15 protein-coding genes are annotated in these 19,176 nt (G+C 53.6%); 6 read left to right on the forward strand and 9 right to left on the reverse strand.

Going from position 1 to position 19,176, the window contains the following annotated elements; genetic code table 11:
* Positions 1-40 precede the first annotated feature (40 nt).
* The 3 genes from CEE36_09695 to CEE36_09705 all read left to right on the forward strand — a co-directional run bounded on the left by CEE36_09695 (position 41) and on the right by CEE36_09705 (position 3,527).
* On the forward strand, positions 41-1,888 hold the full coding sequence (locus tag CEE36_09695) for a hypothetical protein (GenBank protein ID TKJ40198.1): 1,848 nt from the start codon (positions 41-43) through the stop codon (positions 1,886-1,888).
* 84 nt (positions 1,889-1,972) lie between these two features.
* Positions 1,973-2,842, forward strand: a complete 870-nt coding sequence (locus CEE36_09700; GenBank protein ID TKJ40199.1) for a hypothetical protein — start codon at positions 1,973-1,975, stop codon at positions 2,840-2,842.
* A 202-nt stretch (positions 2,843-3,044) separates the two neighbouring features.
* Entirely contained in the window at positions 3,045-3,527 is a 483-nt protein-coding gene (locus CEE36_09705; GenBank protein ID TKJ40200.1) for a hypothetical protein, read from the forward strand.
* A gap of 153 nt (positions 3,528-3,680) precedes the next feature.
* Here CEE36_09705 and CEE36_09710 read toward each other — a convergent pair whose 3' ends face one another.
* The 5 genes from CEE36_09710 to CEE36_09730 all read right to left on the reverse strand — a co-directional run bounded on the left by CEE36_09710 (position 3,681) and on the right by CEE36_09730 (position 7,530).
* Positions 3,681-4,616, reverse strand: a complete 936-nt coding sequence (locus CEE36_09710; GenBank protein ID TKJ40201.1) for a hypothetical protein — start codon at positions 4,614-4,616, stop codon at positions 3,681-3,683.
* A 99-nt stretch (positions 4,617-4,715) separates the two neighbouring features.
* The gene (locus tag CEE36_09715) at positions 4,716-5,456 is read right to left on the reverse strand and encodes a hypothetical protein (protein TKJ40202.1); all 741 of its coding nucleotides are present in this window, start codon (positions 5,454-5,456) and stop codon (positions 4,716-4,718) included.
* 35 nt (positions 5,457-5,491) lie between these two features.
* Entirely contained in the window at positions 5,492-6,151 is a 660-nt protein-coding gene (locus tag CEE36_09720) for a hypothetical protein (protein TKJ40203.1), read from the reverse strand.
* Positions 6,152-6,323: 172 nt separating this feature from the next.
* The gene (locus CEE36_09725) at positions 6,324-6,974 is read right to left on the reverse strand and encodes a hypothetical protein (protein TKJ40204.1); all 651 of its coding nucleotides are present in this window, start codon (positions 6,972-6,974) and stop codon (positions 6,324-6,326) included.
* A gap of 190 nt (positions 6,975-7,164) precedes the next feature.
* Complete coding sequence (locus CEE36_09730; protein ID TKJ40205.1) at positions 7,165-7,530, reverse strand: hypothetical protein; 366 nt, start codon at positions 7,528-7,530, stop codon at positions 7,165-7,167.
* Positions 7,531-7,933: 403 nt separating this feature from the next.
* Between CEE36_09730 and CEE36_09735 the strand changes: the two genes are divergently transcribed.
* The gene (locus CEE36_09735; protein ID TKJ40206.1) at positions 7,934-8,671 is read left to right on the forward strand and encodes a hypothetical protein; all 738 of its coding nucleotides are present in this window, start codon (positions 7,934-7,936) and stop codon (positions 8,669-8,671) included.
* A gap of 61 nt (positions 8,672-8,732) precedes the next feature.
* On the opposite strand, the gene CEE36_09740 is transcribed toward CEE36_09735, so the two are convergent.
* Genes CEE36_09740 through CEE36_09755 form a run of 4 tightly spaced genes read right to left on the reverse strand, consistent with a single transcriptional unit; the run spans position 8,733 to position 14,347 of the window.
* Positions 8,733-11,306, reverse strand: a complete 2,574-nt coding sequence (locus CEE36_09740) for a hypothetical protein (GenBank protein TKJ40207.1) — start codon at positions 11,304-11,306, stop codon at positions 8,733-8,735.
* Entirely contained in the window at positions 11,263-12,264 is a 1,002-nt protein-coding gene (locus CEE36_09745) for a hypothetical protein (GenBank protein TKJ40208.1), read from the reverse strand. Before CEE36_09745 ends, CEE36_09740 begins: the two co-directional genes overlap by 44 nt.
* Positions 12,261-13,424 (reverse strand): hypothetical protein, encoded by a 1,164-nt coding sequence (locus CEE36_09750; protein ID TKJ40209.1) that lies wholly within the window; start codon positions 13,422-13,424, stop codon positions 12,261-12,263. The genes CEE36_09745 and CEE36_09750 overlap by 4 nt, the downstream gene beginning before the upstream one ends.
* 8 nt (positions 13,425-13,432) lie before the next feature.
* Complete coding sequence (locus tag CEE36_09755) at positions 13,433-14,347, reverse strand: hypothetical protein (protein TKJ40210.1); 915 nt, start codon at positions 14,345-14,347, stop codon at positions 13,433-13,435.
* A 483-nt stretch (positions 14,348-14,830) separates the two neighbouring features.
* Between CEE36_09755 and CEE36_09760 the strand changes: the two genes are divergently transcribed.
* Positions 14,831-17,731, forward strand: a complete 2,901-nt coding sequence (locus tag CEE36_09760) for a hypothetical protein (GenBank protein ID TKJ40211.1) — start codon at positions 14,831-14,833, stop codon at positions 17,729-17,731.
* A gap of 263 nt (positions 17,732-17,994) precedes the next feature.
* Entirely contained in the window at positions 17,995-19,086 is a 1,092-nt protein-coding gene (locus CEE36_09765; protein ID TKJ40212.1) for a hypothetical protein, read from the forward strand.
* The last annotated feature ends 90 nt before the right edge of the window (positions 19,087-19,176 follow it).

A 19,176-nucleotide genomic window follows, 5' to 3' on the forward strand; every position in this document is an offset into this window, starting at 1 on the left:
GGCAAAGTTTGGTTATCTTTAGGTAAATTTAAGGAGGCTTATGCGTTTTTCAAGTTTTGTTAAGTTTGTTAGCGTGGGAGCTTTCCTGTGGGCTGTTTGTGCCCTAGCCCAGACCTATAGGGTGGATCAGATACTTTCAAAACACATGAAGGCGATGGGCGGCTCTGCGGTAATCTCTCATCTGGCCTCAGTGGTGCGCGAGGCGCGCGTGGAGGCCGGTGGACTGAAAGGCACATCCACCACCTGGATACTTCCGCCGAACCGGACCCGCAACCGCATAAAGATGGGGGTGCTCGATCAGACCTCGTGTTTTGACGGGGAGTATCAGTGGACGATAGACGCCAACGGTGTGCTTTCGATCGGGGATGAGGAGGCTCGTAAAGCCGGACTTACCGAGGCACTCATTGACGGCCTGAGCTACATGTTCCCCGACTCGACCCTGAGGGTGCGCTACCTTGGCCGCGAGGGTGAGTTGGGCCGCAGCTTCCTCGTGCTCCAGATGCTGCCGCAAGACGGGGTTCCTGCAAAGCTCTGGATAGACGAGCAGACCTGGCTTCTGGCCAAAACCGAACTTACCTCAGGCGGACTCACCACTATCCGGGAATACTCAGACTACTCTGAGGTCGAAGGGCTTATGGTTCCGCACCGCATTCGCATGCAGATCCCCCAGATGCAGCAGGGGTTCGATTTTTTTGTTCACACCGTGAAGGTCAACGGGTATGTTGACGAGCGGCTTTTCTTGCGCAAGGAGCGGCCTGTCCACGGCTACGTTATAGCCGCAGGCAAGAAGACAGCCCCGATCGGCTTTGAGTTCTTAAACGACCACATCTACCTCAAGGGCTTTATAAATGGAGAAGGTCCCTTTGATTTCCTTCTGGACTCGGGTGCCGGTGCTTCAGTGATCGATGAGGGTCTTGCAAAAAGGCTTCACCTTGCACCGGCCGGTGAGTTCAAAGCAACCGGCGTGTGGGGCTTTGCCGGCATGTCGTTGGTGCAGGTTGACTCGATAAACCTCGAAGGGCTTGGGCTTTACGGTCAGGTCATCGTGGCGATGGGCCCCTCTGAACTCCTGACACGATACGCAGGTCTGCCCGTTGCTCTGATCCTCGGCTACGATTGTCTTTCCCGGTTCGCAACCGAGATCCGCTTCTCCGACGCTACCGTGACCTTCCACGAGGCTGAAGGATTCGCCGCACCTGCGGGCTACAGCTTCCTTTCCTGTTCATTCGGCTCCCGTGTTCCTGTTTTGCAAGCAAGCGTTGAGGATGTAAGGGGTCGGTTCATACTTGATACCGGTTCAGGATCGTCTATCGATTGCTCTGAACCTTTTATCAAACGCACGGGCCTCAAAAAGGGACGCAGACTCTTCGAATCGGAACTCCACGGTTTCGGCGGCCCGGTTAAAATCCTGGTGGGCCGGGTCAAACACGTCTCAATAGGCCCTTATTTGATGGAAGATGCTTTGGTTGGCTTTGCCGAGGATGCCCGGTCAGGGGTGCTTTCCTCCGAGGAATACGACGGCATCATAGGCAACGAGGTGCTGCGTCGCTTCGACCTCATCTTTGACTACGCAGGCGAGCGTGTGGCCATAAAGCCCAACCCCTCGTTTGAAGAGCCCTTCCGCACCGCAAAGAGCGGGATGATACTTGAGCTCTCCGAGGACGGTCGGATAATCGTCACCCGCAGCGTTCCTTACACACCCGCTGATGAGGCCCAGATAGAGCCTGGCTCGGAGCTCCTGGAGGTTGATGGATTCAAGGCGCGCGAGCTTGGCCTTGGCGGTATCCGCGAGATAATGCGTGGCCCAGACGGCACCGAGGTCCAGATCAAGCTGCTTTATAATAACGAAGTTCGGGCAGCGACCCTTAAGCTGCGAACCTACTACTGATGAAAGTTGAAAGTAAGGAGGTCATGAAAATCCTCCCGATGCACTGAGGATTGACATAGGCCCTTAATCCGCCTAGAATAATTCGTGATCGTTCTGCTGTCGCTTTTATTCCTGCAGCCCTCTTTGCCTGAGGACATAACCATCATCTCCGCAACTGGAGATACCCTGTTCTTTAACGAGCTTGCCGATGCGCTCATGGACTACAACGTAATCTTCGTTGGCGAGCGGCACGACGCAAAAGCCGCACATGAAGCGGAGCTTGCAATCCTTACCGCCCTTGCCGGGAGAGACTCAAACCTGGTGCTTGCACTTGAGATGTTTGAAGCCGACGTAGAAGAGGTGTTGTACGCCTACCTGGTCGGAGACATCTCCGAGGATTCCTTCCTTGCGGCCTCCCGTCCCTGGCCCAACTACCAGACAGACTACCGGCCACTCGTGGAGTTTGCCAAGGGGAATAAGATTTCTGTCGTTGCCGCCAACGTTCCGCGCCGCGCTGCAGCGGCGGTGGCGCAGGCAGGAGAGGTCTCACATGAAGTCATGGGAGTAGACAGCGTCTTTATGCCTGACACTTTTCATCTGGACTCCGAGGAATACTACGAGCGTTTTTCCGCCACCATGCAGGCGATGCCTCACGGCGGCCCCATGGGGAAGATGAACGTTGACGCTCTCTACAAGGCACAGGTTCTCAAGGACGCGGTAATGGCCGCCTCACTTGAGCCCTGGCTCGATCACCGCATACTCTTCTTCTGCGGACGCTTCCATGCAGATCACCATCTGGGTATCCCCTATCAGTTACACAAGAATCATCCTGACTTCAAGATAGCGGTGGTTGCCTTGGCCCCGGCGTCCGAGAAGCTTTCTCTTAAGGATCGCTCCGGGATAGCGGACTTCCTGTGGATATACTCACCCCAGCCGTCTGCAAAGCAGCCGGCCGGGGACCCCGAAAAGAACTGATCGATCACCTGGAAGCTGCCCCTCCCGCGGATCCTGTGATCTCTTTACCCCCTCGAGGTAAAAGATTTGACAGATCAGCGAGCTTGTCTGTTCAAAAGTCTGTTCCAACCCGAAAGCTTGTAATTTGCGATCTTTCGTTGCTGTGCAACGAAAGGAGCATCGTTCCCATTGACACATCTAAGGTAAGGAGTATTATAATTACATGCTGAGAGTCAAGGACTGCATGGACAAAGACCCAAAGGTGATAGCGCCCCAGGCCAGTCTGCGTGAAGCTATCGAGCTGATGCTTGCCGAGCGTGTTGACGGTCTGGCGGTGGTAGACGAGGATCGTCATTCGCTTGGTCTTATCACTTTGGGCTATCTGCTGCGTGGGTTCATGCCTGCCCACCTCAGCCACTGCCCGGAGAGGATGCTGGAGGAGCTGGAAGCGGTTAACATCCAGGCGTTCTTCGGTCCGACAAGTGGACTCTTCCTGGTGGCAGACTTCTTTAAGGACGACGTTAAGCCGGTATCGCCAGAAGATTCCCTGATGCTGGCCGCGGCCGAGATGCACCGTCAGGAGCTTTTTATGCTGCCGGTGGTCGAGGAGAACAAGCTGGCAGGCATGATCTCCCGACGCGACGTCATGCAGGCATTCTTTGACAGATCCTCCTTTTCTCCTTCGGAGAAAAGATCAGAAGAATAGATCTCTAAGCCTGCCTCTCCATATCACTTGAGCATAAGTAGTCGGGATTTTGTGATCTTTTGTTGCTAGGCAACAAAAGGAGCATTTAATCTCGGGGTCCCCCCGGCGTCACCTGTCCTGCCGTCCAGGATGTGAAGCAACGACGTGGGGTGACTAGTCTTCCCGGGGCAGGATGCGGACCGAGTCCTTCGCAATCTTCTCTACCGCATCGCTCACCTCCTCCTCACTCACTATCCCGTCGTTTAAGAGCTCCTGCAGCCGCTTCTCGTTCACCATGGTGACCTTATCCCAGAATCCCAGCCTTTCCAGCAAGGGCTTCAGCTTCGCCTGATTGATCTTGAAATGCGTGTTTATTTGCAGCCGTGCCGATCCCTTGGTGGTGAGTATCTTATGTTCACCGCGTCGGTTCATCTCCTCTAATATCTGTTTCTTTACCTGCTCCATCTGTTTTTCAATCTCTGCACGGTCCGCGCGCAGATCAAGGTAGCGGCTGATAGCAGGCTCAAGGTCCTCAGAAAGGGCCTCGAATTCCTGCTCCGCAGGCGGTTCTAGAGGCTCGTAGCCGGAGAAGTAAAGATAAACAGCTGTCCGGGAGGCTATGAAGTCGGCGATGTGCAGGCTCCACTCCAATGGTTTCTTGGGCATGCGTAAGGGCTGCGGTCCCCAAAGCCCCTGATGGCACTCAATGGCGTTCATGATCTCGTCAAAGTAAGGGGTCTCTGATGCCAGATCCTTCAGCTGATGGCGGACGATCAGAGGGTGATCGGCTTCAGTTCGATCCTCATCCACCAGTCCGTTCTTGAATGAGTCGTGCAGGATCGTTGCAGCACGTAATACGTCAAGCTTTGCCCCGTCTATCTTGAATACCTTGGCGATCTCTGTGGCGAGATAGACTGCTCGCCTGGTATGCAGGACAAGACCGCCCTCGCCCAGGGTATCCAGAGGATGGAAGCGACCCGAGGCGGAGGCCGGCACGTGCCAGAAGTAGGAGGGCACCCGCTCAAGCGCCTTGGTCACAAACAGACGAATCGAGGGGTCCTGGATCTGTGCCAGCTCCTCGTCGAGATTAAATTGCCGCTCTGCGTTCATAAGCTTAATGTTAGGGAGGATTGGGCGTTTGTCAAACCCTTGCTTCTTGTATTCAAAGAAAACGTGGGGCTTGACTCCACGTTTAAAACTGGGATAGATTTACTCCTCGATGCCGGGCCCTTTGATGAGTCTGGTTTCGCCTTCAAAAGTATAGATTGTTGTATCTTCTACTGCTGGGATTTTCATCATCATCCAAAGGGTAGTCATCACGACTCCTTCATCCCAAGCCCAGTATTGGAAGTTCTCGTATTCGTCGAAGTCCTCTACCCATTCAGGCATGACTTCGATCTTAAGACAGTCAGTATAACCATTGGCTTCTACATCATCTTCTATGACGTTGTAATATGTTCTATGAGTATCGGCCGAATCCGCTACGGTATAAATCTCCCAGGCATCGCCTAGTTCAGGTATCGATGGGAATACAGTTCCAGTCTCCGAATCACTTATCTCATCGTAGATGTAGGCGGAATCTTGACCTACGTGCGAATAGGAAAACGCTGGCGGGCCTTCGCTAGAGATGGTTCTGATCTCCCAAACCGGCAGTGGATTGGAGCCAGTTAATTCAGTTTCCCGTATTACCTCTGATACGTAAGTAAAAGTATCCGTCCAGGAAGTATCTTCCATGGGAAAATCATCTGGATAGTCGATCTCATCGTTTGTTATTGTCTCGTAGTTCCATGTCTTGCCTTCTTCATAGGGAAAGTAGGGAGACGAACCCGCGCCCATGGGTTCAAGGATTTTACTTTCTCCTGTGTTCCTTATTCCTCCAAACTCATCCTGGCAGGCGATGAATCCTACCGCAAGGATGAGTGCGACTGCAATCAAGAGTGCTTTTTTCATAACTTGTCCTCCTTAACTTATGTATGTTTATGGCCCTAGTTGTAGGATTCCCTAATCGAGAATTCTAAAATGTATTCGTCCTTTTCTGTGCCGTATTCATCGACTCCCTTGAAATATGTGTAAACCATACCTACGTCACGGGCCCAGTATTCGGTAAGCTCATAATCACTCCAGTAATCGTCCATACTACATTCGATCTTCAAACACTTCCTGTAATCAAGGATTTTCTCATCATCGGCTACGACTTCATACTTCATATACGCATACCACAAGAGATTGAAACCTTCCCATTGGTCTCCAACTTCCGGAATCGATGGTCCAACCAGGAGAGCAGTATCGTCAGTGTAATCTAGATAAAAGTATACAGAATCCGGCTCTATTCTGATAAAGAACACTGAGGTGTCCACATCTCGGTATCCATCCGTGTCCTCATAATCCAAAATCTGATAGACTTCACAGAACTTACTCTCTTTGTATTCGATTTCGCTGATCACCTTCTTGGTCATAGTTCCACTAAGGGTATCGTATTCGTTGTCTTCAGGATACTCCGTGTCAGTGTAGGAGTACGTGGCCAATAAATCATATACCCACTCGCTGTTTTCGGTGTAAGGGAAGTAAGTGTATTCATCTATCCTGTTGCAGCCTAACCCCAGGATTAGGGTAGAGGTAATCACAGCTGGCAAGATTTTTTTCATACCTTATCCTCCTCGGTTTGGGTATAGTATGCATTCAAATGAGAATTTGTCAACCGGTGAGGATGTTATGAGAATCGTTTGATTTCTTCAGGGTCCCCACAGATTTGTTTTGCAAATCTGTGGGGCACAAAAAACGCGGGGCTTGCGCCCCGCGTTACAATCTTTGGGATAATTACTTGGTGAAGTCGATCAATACGGTGGTAGCATCAATCGTTGAATAGAGGGAACCTTCAACGACCGTTTCGGTTGCGTACCAGCCTTTGATCTTACCAAAATCCTTATCCCACCAATCGTTGGCGCCGAGATAGGTCATACCTTCAATCTCAGGATATGTAACCTTGATCTTGGCTGCACCTTTGTAGGTTTCTTCACCGATGGTGACATCCTCGGTGCCATCGTCCGCGAAAGTGATATTATTGGCCGTGTCGAAAGGCATGGTCCAGCTGTCGAGAGCATACGGTATGGAATAATAGGGTTCGGTGTCCGCTTTGGTGTTGTAGAAGTCTACTTCGTCGTTATCCTTGTCGAAGGCCATATAGCTGTAGAAGGTATCGGTTTTGAACTCCCATACAACGGTGCCGTCGTCGAGTTCGGTTTCGCCCACACATTCGGTGGTGTAGTCGGTGACTGTGGTATCATCCGTTACGGTCCAGACATCCTCAACAGCATCGTATGTTGAGTCGTGCTTAATAGTGGTGGTTTCATACGTAGAGGTGGCGCCTTCCTTTACGCGGAAGTAATCAACGCCTGGTTTGAAGAGGTCGCAGCCCGCAAAGCCCATCACGAGCGCTACAGCCATCACGGCTAACAAAGCTTTCTTCATTCGTAGCCTCCTTTAGCTTTGATAATGCAGAAAGTTTATTGATTATCCGGACTTTGTCAACCCCCCCCCCGCATTGCCTCATCAAAAATCAACTCGAAATTGGGATCGTTGCCTCACGTGAAAATCTACTCCAACTGAATTATAAACAAAAACGCGGGGCCTGCGCCCCGCGTTTTTGACATCTGATCCGTTACTCCTCGGGGAGGGTATCGGGAACTACGATATGGAGGGTGTCCTCTGATTCCAGCTCGTTCTCGCCGAGGACGGCTTTAGCGGTGATATAAACACCTTCGGTATCCACAGCCTCAGCTTTCCACGAGGTGCTGTACACGCCTTCAGTGCCTTCAGTTACCTCTACATCGATTCCGGAGAACACTACTTTGTCAACCTCTGCCGGGTCGGTAGTTGCCTTTATCTCGAGTGAATCCCCGAAAGCAACTTCCTGATCACCAGTAGGGCTCAGTGTAACCGAAACGATTTCGTCCTTTTCGCACTTCAGTGCGGCAAAACCCAGTACCAGTAAGACAGCCATTGCGGCTAGCAGTGCTTTTTTCATCACGTAACCTCCTTAGGATTTAAAGCATTAAAGTTTATTGACTATTTGGGGGTTGTCAAGCCCTCAGAGAGTTCGTCAATATTATAGTTTTAGGTCGAAAGAAGGGTTTTATCCTTGACATCCTCGCCTGAGACGGGTAGGATGCATCCAGCGATATGCAGGAGGACGGATCAAGTGAAGACGGCTACTCCATTGAGTAGAAGGTGGAACCACCGCTGTAGACCGATGGGAAAGAACGTAAGTTGCCGCTAGGAGATAAGGAAATCCTATTTTCTAAGGACGGGAGATTATTAAGGCCCCGCACTTATGTCTTTGCGTGGACCCCGAATAAACACCCCACGTGGCTGGCAAGACTTGACAGGCTCTTTCTGATGATTAGGATAGGAGACAACAAGGAGGTCTGATGAAGATCGTAAAAAGAGTTCTACCTGTCCTTTTGATCGCCCTGGCCCTGGCGGGCTGCGATCTCTTGAAGAAAGCGCTCACCAAGGGTATAGCGCATACCGCCTCACGCATCAACTCCATCCAGGCCGTTGGCGCGTCCAAGGAGTTTGCGTTTGTTGACATCGAGTACGTATTTACCGGAACCGGCGTAGCGGACGAGCGGGCGGTGTTCAGCCGAGAGGGCTCGGATGCTCGGGATACGGTGGAGATTGAGCTCCAAGGGACCATCTACACCGATGTGGACACCCTCACTCCGAATACCCGCTATACCTATACCCTGTGGCTGCTTGACGGCGAAGATCTGGAAGAGTACGACGAGGTGACGGTCAAGACCCTGCCCGTGATCGAGATTGTTACTCCCGCTGATAATCTTACCGCTGATGCCGTTGAGTTAACGTGGAAGAAACTTACTTACGAAGGAGAAGATTACCTCACTTATGAAGTGGCCATTTACGACGGAGAGGGGATAGACCTTGCCGATCTAGATCTTGAAGCGCTGCTTGAGCTCACCGATCCGGTGGAAGACCCCACTGAGGTTGTCCTAGATGCCTCTGATACCGAGGGCTCCCACACCTTTGGTGTTTCCCCGCCAGCACTCGCCAAGGCCTACGTGGTTAAGGTCACCACCAAGCGAGGGATCGGCGACAAACTCTCCAACAAATCAACCGCGATAAAGCCCTTCTTGTGGCTAGAGTAATACTTTAATCGAACTATCTTACAGAACTACGCCCCCTCCGAGGGGGCGTTGGTTTAACATCTCAGGGTTCTTTTCGCTTCTTGCGATTAGCAACCAGTGAGAGGACTACCGCTAGTCCTACCAATCCCAGGGCCGCAAAGGTGATCCATACGCCTGCAGTCTGGTAAGGGGAGCGGAACCGGAAGACAACCTGGTGTTGGCCGGGCTCTAACGTGACCGCACGCAGGGTGTAGTCCGCGCGGTAGACCTTCTGCTCGACCCCGTCCACCCACGCCCTGTAATATGGATACCAGTTCTCCGAGAGCACAAGCACCGAATGGCGTTTAACGTCGGCGGCGATCTCGATCACGTTCGGTTCATACCTCGTGATTTGCACCTGGCCCGGTGAGGTTGTATCTGAGGAGGGTCGCCAGCCTTCGGGTTTCTCTTCAAGTATCACGGTTTTAAGTGGATCGAAATTCACTCGTTTCATCCGAGTCAGGATAGCTTCGTTCTCGCCGATCACCTCAACGTCGGTAGCGAGCCATGCTCTGGAGTGCTGTCCGTAATTGCGGTAGATTGCGTAGCGCTGTCCTGCATAGACCGGACGGAAGGAGCTGCGTGTGGTGTCAATCCACGGGGCAAGTTCTGCGTGCAGCGCCATTATGGTCTGCTGGTCCTTGGGGCTGTAGGCTGCAAGTTGGCTGGTATCGGGGAGTCGTAGCGCAATAAGATAGCCTACATCCAGCATGGTCAAAAACGCTGGGTAGCGCAGGTTGCGCGGATTGCGGAACATGATTGTGCGAGGCTCGCCGGGAACGTCTATGAACTCCTGATATCGCCCGAGCTGGTTTCCGTGATATCCGCCCACCGACTGGATGTGATAGAGCATGAGGTAGTCGTCGTTGCGATAGAGATCCTGGCCGCGGAACTGTAAAGGGAATACGCGAAAGACGCCTTTTTCTCTTTTAAGGAACGATACCACCTCGTCCGGGGCGTAGAACTCGCCTGCGGAGACGGGGTTGCCTGTCTGATCCCTTACCACGTTGACGAAGTGGCGGTCAACCAGCCACAGATCAATAAACACAACAGCAGCAAGGATTACTCCCCACAGCCATCGGAGTTTGCGCAGCTTCCTCCAGAGAAGGATGACAGCAAGTCCCAAGCCGGTAAAGAGTAAGCCCAGCCAGAATCCGCCGGCGGCGTTAGGGAGGTTGTCACGCATTTTAGAAAGCAAAGCACCTGCTCGCGCACCGCCCTGTGCCTTGATAAGGCCTCCTTTTGCAAGCGATGCCACGAAGTTGCCGAAGCCCTGCGGGGCAAGAGAGGACCACAACCCGAAGATCAATAAAAGCCCGGCCACTACTATGAAGACAATGGTAGCTGTATCCGCCCTTCTCTTTTTGTCTTTGGGTAACTTAAGCGGCCTCTCTAAAGCGGCCTCGAGACCAAGCGCGGCCAAAACCACCGCCGAGAACGAGACGGTAAAGAAGATCATCGCCGGTGCGCGGAAGCTCGATAGCATCGGGAAGATGGTGTATGGGATGCGGTAGAAGGGTGTGTTTCCGCCAAGCGCCATCAGTATGGCGAAGATTGAAAAACCGGTAAAGAACTTCGTCTCCCTGCGTCTCCATGCAAGGATTATCCCAATGATGGCCAGCGCCAGGATGATGATCCCGAAATACTCGGAGTGCTGCTTGAACGCGTTGGCCCCCCAGTAGTTTCCCAGGATCCCGGAGAAGCGTGGATTAAAAAGATCAAAAAGCTCGGCTCGGGGCAATGACCACGAGGTGTTCCACTCCCAGCCGCGTCCGCCGGCTCCACGCGGGGAGAGACCCAGGTAGCTGAGCGCGGGAAGGAACTGGATTGCAGAGATGGCAAAACCCAGAGCAAGAGAGCCGAAGGACAGCCCCGCACTCTTAGCGGCAAACCCCCAACGCTTCCTTTTGAAGCCCAGAACGAAGAAGCGGAAGATGATATAGAAGGCCATCATCATCAAAAGGTAGTAGGTCATCTGGACGTGTGGCGAGAGCAGCGCCAGGCCTATCACCAGACCCAGCAAAGCAAAATACATCAACCTCCGTTTTGTCTGTGGATTAAAAGCCTTCTGTATCATAAAGAGTCCTGCGGGCAGGAACGATGCGACTATCACCTTTCCGTCGTGCCCTGCATCCACCAAAGAAACGATAACGCAGGTGAACATGTAAGCCACCGCCCCCACAAGCGCCACCGGTTTTTTGCAATCGAGGGTCCGCAAGAATCCGTAGGTGAAGATGCCGGCAACGATGATCTGCAAGACAAACACAAGCGCCATCACCGTGCCAACCGGCAGGATCGTCCGCAGCAGTGCGGTTATATAGAACGCATCTCCGTGGAACGCGTCGATGTAGGGCAGGCCTCCGAAGATGTAGGGGTTCCATAAAGGAAACTGGCCTGTTGCCCTTAAGCTCTCCTGGACAAAGCTCTTGAACATGTAGCCTGATATGAGCTGGTCTGAGCCGTGTATCAGATGTCCTCTTGCCAGGGTGTTGGCGAAGAGCAAAAACACAAGGATGCTTAATCCCAGAAGTATCCATCCCCAGCCTATCTCGATCCTGGCAGGGGTTGTTTTTTTAGCTTCCGGCCTTGCCGGTTTGCGAGACTTTTTTGCTGCCATTGCGCCTCCGCACAAAGATAACGGAAATTAGAACAAAAGTCAACTCTGCTGCCGTAAACCAAAGCCTCTGGCCGAAAGAGAGGGCAACCGCTACACCTGATCCTACTAGACTTGAAAGGAAAAGAGCGAGCAATCCCTCGCGCACACCCAATCCGCCGGGAACGAATATCGCCAGAAGTCCAACTATGTATGCCGCGGCAAAACCACCGGTTACTACCACCCAGTCGCTCAGGGGCAATGGATTCACCGATGCAAGAAATAGATAGAACGCGGTGCCGTAGAGAAGCCAGCTCACTAGATATAGAAGAAAAAATCCCAGAAGTCCGGGATAGGAGAGCTCAAAGCGTATAGGCTCTCTTTTGAGAAGCCTAAGGATCCAATTGGTTATCCGCTCGATGATGCGGGGATGAAGCAGTCCAAGAATCACGGCAATCGGTAAGAGCAGCCACCACAAGGAGATGGAGCGAATCCCCAACCTTGCAAGCAGCGGGGCGAGCATGCGCTCCTGCTCCACAAAAAGTGCTGCAAAAGTTAAGAGGATTCCTGAGAGCACCGCAAGTATCTGAGCGAGTACTGCGGCCCACACCCCGGCCTCGGCGCGCACACCCTCCTTCCGTCCAAGATATACCATTCCCGCAACCTGCCAAACCTTGCCGGGCAGGTAGCGGCCCAGTGAGGACAGCGAGAATATCCTGAATGCTGAACCAAGGGATATGCGAGCACCCAGTCTTATAAGCAGCCAGCGCCAGAGAACGATCATGAAAAGAAGGGTTCCGGCGAGCAGCGCAAACGATGCTATAAGAAGCCAGGGGTTAAAGTGCCATGGGAAGTCGGCTACCTCGTGCCAGTTGCGGACGACCGTCCTTACAAGAAAGAACCCGATTGCGCCTATGGCCAGTATCTGGATGATCCAACGAATAATTTTTTTGAGGATTTTGGGGCTATCGGTTTTCTTCATCCGAGGATTCTTTTATATATGTTGAGGAGCCGGAGTGCTGCAGGGGCGGCAAGGAAGCGCTCCCTGGCTTTCATCTGTCCTCTTTTGGCCATCAACAGGGTCTTTCTTTCGTTATTATATAGCTCCTTGATCGCCTGTGCCAGGGCGTGCGGATCGTCCGGGGGGACAAGAACCCCGGTCTCCCCGGGTTGAATGATCTCGCGCTGCCCCCCTGAATCGGCACCGATCACCGCAATGCCGGCTAACTGGGCTTCAACCAGGACCACCCCAAAACCCTCTTCCACCGAGGGCAGAACCATCACCCCAGCTTCCCGGAGAATCCCTGCTAACTCGTGATGTGGTTTACGTCCAAGGAACTCGACCTTGCGGGCCATCCCCTCCTCTTTTGCCAACCCCTCCAGCCTGGCTCTCTCAGGACCGTCCCCTACCAGAGTAAGGTCAAGGTCTATTTTTCCTCTTGCAAGGATCCCCAAAGATCTCACTAACACGTCGAAACGTTTCTGCCGAGCAAGGTTTCCGATGCCGATTATCCTTCGAGTCAGCTTCTTCCTCGCCGAAGTAAGGAACATATCCGAGGCGGGCATGGGGAGCACAATGCTAGGAATTCCCCTTCCAACCAATCCCGAAACCCTATCCCTCAGATAAGATGAGACGGGCAGGATGAGCCGAACCCTTTTAAGCACCCAGCGGGCGAGCAATGACCCAAAAGGCAGTCCCTTAAGCACTCTAACGTCTGTGCCGTGAACACTCAAAAGAAGGGGAACTCTCGATGTGGCAAGGGCCGGGCGGGCCGCAACCCCTGCAGGAAGCAGCCAGTGCGCGTGCACGAGATCTATCTTCTCTTCCTCTACTATTCTTCTTGTTTCTCTCGCAAAGGCCTTAAGGAATGATGCAAGGAGCCTTAAGGACTTCACATGCTTGAGTGCGGCAAGCATCCTGCCCTCGTAGGCCAGGGTCTCATCCTTATCCGGTGCGTAGCGGAAGCGGCATATCTTTACCCCGTGACGTTTTTCTCGCTCGGCCAAGCCTGCGGCGTGAGGGCAGAGAACGTAAGGTTCAACCTCATCCTTCGCAAGCGCCCCTATAAGTTCCTCGATGAACGCACCCGAGGGGTCTGCGGCAAATCTCGGATAGTTGTGGGTAAGATAGAGAACCCGCATGGGGTGGGTCAGCGTCGCCGGCGCTTGGAAAACTCAATCTCTGCACGCAGCTGAGCAACCTGCTCGGCGAGGAAGCCGGCCATCAAAAGCAGCAGGCCCGCAACGATAAGAAGGATCACCAGGTAAAGAAGCGGCCGGAAACCAAGACCAGCGAAGATGCGCAGCCCGATTGCAACCAGCCCGGCGATTATGCCGAGACCTATGCTTGCGCCACCGAGTGTCCCAAACAAAAGCATCGGCTTGCGGGAGTAGCGCAAAAGGAAAGATACCGAGATAAGATCGAGCACCCCCAGAGGGACGCGCCAGAACCCGAACTTCGAGCGGCCGTGCATCCGAGGCCTGAGGGTAACGTCTACCTCCTCGATCCTCCAGCCGTCCTTGGCGGCAAGCACCACAAGGTAGCGGTGCCAGTCCTTGCGCAGGGATATATCCTCAACAACCTCGCGGCGGAACGCCTTCACCGAGTTCAAATCCCTTACATTGATCCGGAATAACAGCCTTGAGAGTGTGTTGTAGACCCCTGAGACAAAACGCTTCTTATAACGTCCAATCTTATGACCGGTGACCAGTTCAGCCCTTCCCTCAAGGATCGGCTCAACCAGTTTGGGGATGTCGGTTATCAAAAACTGTAAGTCTGCTGGGAAGAAGACAAAAACCTCGCCCTTTGCTTCTTCAAATCCAGTCTCGAGTGCGCGGGTGACGCCGAAGTTCGCACGGTGCTTGAACACTCGCAGGAACGGGTGCTTTCGAGCAAGCCCCTTTGCCGCGGTATATGTTCCGTCGGTGCTGCCGTCGTCTATCAAAAGGACCTCGAAGCCGAAGTTCGCTTTCTCGGAAAGCTCTGCGAACCCACTCACAAGGAGCGGGATATTTTCTTCTTCGTTGCATGCGGGCACGATAACCGAAACTTTAGGCCTCTTCACAGTAAAAGTCTACCTTACAGAACAGGAAAGTCAAGCCGTCTATCCTCCTTTTCGCCTTCGGCAAAAGGATCACAACCCCGCACAATCTCATAATTGATTGGGATGTTAAGTTCTCAGGCGTGATGCAGGAGTTAAGGTTTTCTGTAACCCAGATTCACTAAATGGACATCCGGGCGGGGGACTTGGCGGCCTCTGTTTTTGCAAATCGCGCATATACGTGGAATGTAACAGAAAGGGCAGGTGGCACACAACTTGCTATATCTCGATAAGGATAACAGGTTCTTTGGACAACCTGAACGGGGTATGTGTTGTTCTGGATTCCCGCTGGGGGTCTTGACAAGCACGGAAAAAACCCTATACTTCAGAACAAGGAAACGACTAAACTGTGAAAAGGAGGTGAAACGTAAATAGACCAAGCAAAGGGCGACAATTAGAGGAAAAAACCCTTGTGTATAAAACAACCTTTTCAAGGAGGAACAAACAATGAGTAAAAAGCTTTTTGCGGTAGCGCTAATCCTCAGCTTTGCGGCGGTGGCCTTTGCAGCTAATGCAGATACATACGTCGTTGGTGGGGATAAGGTGCTCCGCTCTTCTGATGCGAGGGAGACAACGCCCGTAGAGGGCGGCAGCGTGAGCTGGGTCTCTCCCCCGAAGGCGATCCCCAACGGTTGGTACTGGATGTATGACAACACCGAGCCAGGCCCTCCGTTTGGCGCACCAGCTATCCCTGGGTTGCCTTGGTTTGAGGACATTACTGCTAGCGGCTCCAAGATTGCTCCATACAACGACGACCCCTACAAGTACACCATGCCTGACTCCTTCTGGTACTACGACAACTGGTATACGAATGAGAAACCCAACTACCTCTACATCTCCCCTGACGGCTGGGTCAGCTTCGATCCGGCCGCGAAGGACGGCTCCCCCACTCCTCCGTCGGTCAACCCGCCCTTCCCGGTTTCCGATGCCCCCAACGCGATTATTGCACCGCTCTGGCAGGATATGAACCCGACCCAGGGCGGCGATCCTGACAACCGTGTGTACTATAGGTATACTGCGATGCCCAATGAGCTGATCGTCCAGTGGTACGATACCGAGGGTAATGACAACACCAACACCTACGACTTCGAGCTTAAGCTTAATCTGGGCGGTCAGATGTTGCTCATGACCGAGGGCGCGTGCGGCATAGTATTTTCCTTCCACTTCATCCACTTCCTGTACAACACCTCGAGTGATGGCTGGACAGCTGACAACGGCAAGACCGGTATCGAGGACTATACCGGTGAGCACGGCATATACTACCAGGGTACCATTGCCAATGGCCGCAGGATCCGTGCGGGTTACAAGCGCATCTTCAAGTACGACGTGAAGGTGACTCGGTTCCTTTCACCGGGCGAGACGGTCCTTCGCTGGACTGAGATCGAGCCGAAGGTAGAGGTTAGTAACGTCGGCGCGGAAACCGAGCACTTCTCGGTTACCATAGACATCTATGACCTAACCAATGACGAGCGGGTCTACAACCACACCGTGTCCGGTTTCGACCTTCTGCCTGGCGAGTACGACACCCTTGTTGGGCCGTGCTGGACACCTGGCGAGATGACCGTGCCTGATACTCACAGTTACCTTAAGGTTGCCTACACCATGCTCGGTCGCGACAGCTGCAGGCATAACGATACCCTAGCTGAGGTCGCCATAGTTCACTGCGATGGGTGGATGAGCATCTACAACTGGAACTACGCCGACTTTCCCAACGCTATTGCCTTCCGCGTCTTGCGCTGTGCCACCTCCTACGACACGGACAAGGGCACGTACGTGCTGGGTGGACGCGTCTGGCTGGGCTGGTGGGATGACGAATGGCCGATGTACAGCGATGTTCCGCCGCGTATTGAGGTCTGGGCAGCCGAGAACGGCTGCGGCGGCGTTGAAGACGGCTCCTACGCTCTGGGCGGTGGAAACTACCCCAATCCTGCCGAGGCGCGTAAGTGGCACAGTATTATCTTCGACGATCCCATCTGGGTTCCCACAGCCGATCCTGGCAACTTCTGGATAGCTGCCGCCAACTCTACCGAGCCCGGAGCGCCTGTGTTCATGGGCTGGCTCCCTTACTGGGGTATGTCTCCCGAGGCGGATCCCTCTGCCTGCTACAACATGGGCTACCACCCAAGCCGGTCCGCTGCCTGGGAAGGTGAGTCCGGTGGTCCCTCCTTGAACTTCTACTGGGGCGGCTGGCCCTACCAGCCCTACCACACGCATCCTATAGAGCCACTCGTGCACCTTGGTTTCCGGCCTCTGCCTGCACCTCCCTGCTACTACGATGATCCGCATGACCTGACCTGCTACCGCATGGAAGATCCATCAGGTGACTACGTCGAGGCCGACGTTGCTATCACTCCGAAGCTCGCGATTGCCAACATCGGCAAACAGGCGGAGCCTGATGCAGGCTTCTTCGATGTCCAGTTCATCGTCGTTGACGAGCAGACCTCTGACACCGCCTTTAACGAGATCTCCCTGATGGGCGGGCCCTTTGAGCCGGGGGACACCATGTTCGGGACCACCACGCCGTGGATGCCTGAAGGCCTCTGCAATGATAGTCTTCCCTTCGTCTACTACGAGCTGATCGGTCTGGTGCGCCTGGGTGAGGTTGGTCCTGATCTCACCGACCACTGCCCGTACAACGACACCGTTCGTCGCAACGTGACCTGCCTCTTGTCGCACGACGTCGGCGTGATCGATATGACCTGGCCTGAGCCTCCGGACAGCCTTGACTGGTACCACGAGGGCAGCGATATCACGGTTACGGCTACGGTTGAGAACTTCGGGTTCAACGCGGAGCACGACGTCGAGGTACGCCTTGAGGTTCGCGACCTTGACGACAACAACGTGGAGCTCTGGCACGCCCTGAAGTCGATCGTCTTCCTCGACTGGCGCGGCAACGCCCCTGGCAACCCATACACCATTGACGTCATCTTCCCGACCTACGTCGTGGAAACCGAGAATCATTACCAGGCTCTCGAGTGCCGCACCGAGCTGATTGACGACGACTGCCCCGAGGACGACTTCGAGATTCGCAACATCAACTCCCCTGTCGGTATCGCAGAGACGCCTGCGGGTCTGCCGTTCGCTCTTGAGGCGATCACCCCGAATCCGTTCGTCGGCTCCACCACGATCTCCTTCGCGGTGCCTGCCACCGTCAACGTCAGCCTGAAGGTCTACGACATCACCGGTAAGCTCGTTACCACGCTCGTTAGCGGCAACCAGACCCCTGGTCGCCACGCAGTGACGTGGAACGGCACCGACGATCTCGGACGCAGTGTTGCGCAGGGCATCTACCTGGTCCGTATGGATGCCAAGGACTTCAGTGCTACCAAGAAGGTGGTACTCTACTAGGTCGAATTGAAAGATTAACCCCTGAGGGGAGCCGCTGGCTCCCCTCTTTTTTATTCGCCCAAGCCGAAACACACTTCTGTTTGGGGACCCCGGCCAATTGGTCCCCAAAGTTCTCCGCAATTAACTTTTTGTATAATTCCGATGCTGCCCCGATAGAAGCGGCTCAGGGAAGCGTTGAGGGGTAACGCTTTATATCCATACAGCCTGGCACGAAAATTGCTTAATATCTTAATGTAGGTTTCATAAGACTAAAGGAGGTGAGTATGAAAACCTTTCTTTGTGTTTTAGTGGGGGTGATGCTTTTCGGGAGCGTAGGTTACGGGGCACACGATCTGACCTGCTACGAGATGATAGAGCCTGCTGGCGATTACGTCGAGGCGGACTCTGCAATAACCCCCAAGCTGGGGATAGCCAACCTTGGCAATCAGGGTGAGCTTAATTTCCCCGTTGAGTTAATTGTAACTACTGATCATTACCCAGCTGAGACTGTCTTCGTTGACACCACGATTGTTGATTACATAGGGCCTTACCCGGACTCTATGGAGGTGGAACTGCCAGAATGGACGCCTGAGGGCAAGTGCGATGAGATGTACTCCTTTGTCGTTGACTACGAACTTGTTGGCATCGTGGGTTTGGACACAGACGAAGACTTGACTAACGACACCATCCGTCACAACGTAACCTGCCTGTTCTCACACGACGTCGGCGTGATCAATATGGAGTGGCCTGAGCCGCCTGACCGTTACGGCGAGGGCAGCAAGATCACGGTCACCGCCACGGTTGAGAACTTCGGCTTCCACGCGGAGCACGACGTCCATGTACGTCTGGAGATTCGTGACGCCGACTCCAACGACGTTGAGCTATGGCACGCACTCAAGAACATAAAGTTCCTGGACTGGCGCGGCAACGAGTCTGGCAACCCACACACCATTGACGTTTGCTTCCCGACCTACGACGTGCTCACCGAGCACCGCTTCTCGATAAGTTGCTGCACTGAGCTTGAGCGCGACGCGTGTCCTGAGAACGATTGCAAGGTAAGGTATCCACCCGCAATAGTTGAAGGAGCCGAGGCTTTTCCTGAGTGTTTTGCCCTTGAGATATCCGGGTGGACGATCTCAGACGGTTGCCATGTGAAGTTTGCCGTGCCTCACTCGAGTTTGGTGAGAGTGGAGATCTTCGACGTGAACGGACGCTGGGTTTGCTCTCTTGAAAACGACATCTTCGAGCCAGGATACTACGCGAGGACGTGGAACGGCTGCGATGCGGCGGGCCGCAAGATGGCGGCAGGCATCTACCTAATCAGAATGGAGGCAGATGAGTTCAAGGCGGTGCGTAAGGTCGTTATTATCAATTAGATAGAGGAGAAAGGACGGTTAAGCTTCTTAACCTGTTCATGTGCCTCTACCGTAGGGATGACGAGGAGTGGTTGTAGCAGGCCGTTGGGG

The organism is candidate division TA06 bacterium B3_TA06 (assembly GCA_005223075.1).
In the GTDB taxonomy this organism is placed as follows: Bacteria; Hydrothermota; Tepidihabitantia; order B3-TA06; family B3-TA06; genus B3-TA06.

Coding starts and splice junctions, on each gene's coding strand:
- CEE36_09710 (TKJ40201.1), bottom strand. CDS start 4,616: ATGAACGCAGAGCGGCAATTTAATCTCGACGAGGAGCTGGCACAGATC.
- CEE36_09695 (TKJ40198.1), top strand. CDS start 41: ATGCGTTTTTCAAGTTTTGTTAAGTTTGTTAGCGTGGGAGCTTTCCTG.
- CEE36_09745 (TKJ40208.1), bottom strand. CDS start 12,264: ATGAAGAAAACCGATAGCCCCAAAATCCTCAAAAAAATTATTCGTTGG.
- CEE36_09730 (TKJ40205.1), bottom strand. CDS start 7,530: ATGAAAAAAGCACTGCTAGCCGCAATGGCTGTCTTACTGGTACTGGGT.
- CEE36_09715 (TKJ40202.1), bottom strand. CDS start 5,456: ATGAAAAAAGCACTCTTGATTGCAGTCGCACTCATCCTTGCGGTAGGA.
- CEE36_09760 (TKJ40211.1), top strand. CDS start 14,831: ATGAGTAAAAAGCTTTTTGCGGTAGCGCTAATCCTCAGCTTTGCGGCG.
- CEE36_09705 (TKJ40200.1), top strand. CDS start 3,045: ATGCTGAGAGTCAAGGACTGCATGGACAAAGACCCAAAGGTGATAGCG.
- CEE36_09740 (TKJ40207.1), bottom strand. CDS start 11,306: ATGGCAGCAAAAAAGTCTCGCAAACCGGCAAGGCCGGAAGCTAAAAAA.
- CEE36_09720 (TKJ40203.1), bottom strand. CDS start 6,151: ATGAAAAAAATCTTGCCAGCTGTGATTACCTCTACCCTAATCCTGGGG.
- CEE36_09765 (TKJ40212.1), top strand. CDS start 17,995: ATGAAAACCTTTCTTTGTGTTTTAGTGGGGGTGATGCTTTTCGGGAGC.
- CEE36_09735 (TKJ40206.1), top strand. CDS start 7,934: ATGAAGATCGTAAAAAGAGTTCTACCTGTCCTTTTGATCGCCCTGGCC.
- CEE36_09725 (TKJ40204.1), bottom strand. CDS start 6,974: ATGAAGAAAGCTTTGTTAGCCGTGATGGCTGTAGCGCTCGTGATGGGC.
- CEE36_09750 (TKJ40209.1), bottom strand. CDS start 13,424: ATGCGGGTTCTCTATCTTACCCACAACTATCCGAGATTTGCCGCAGAC.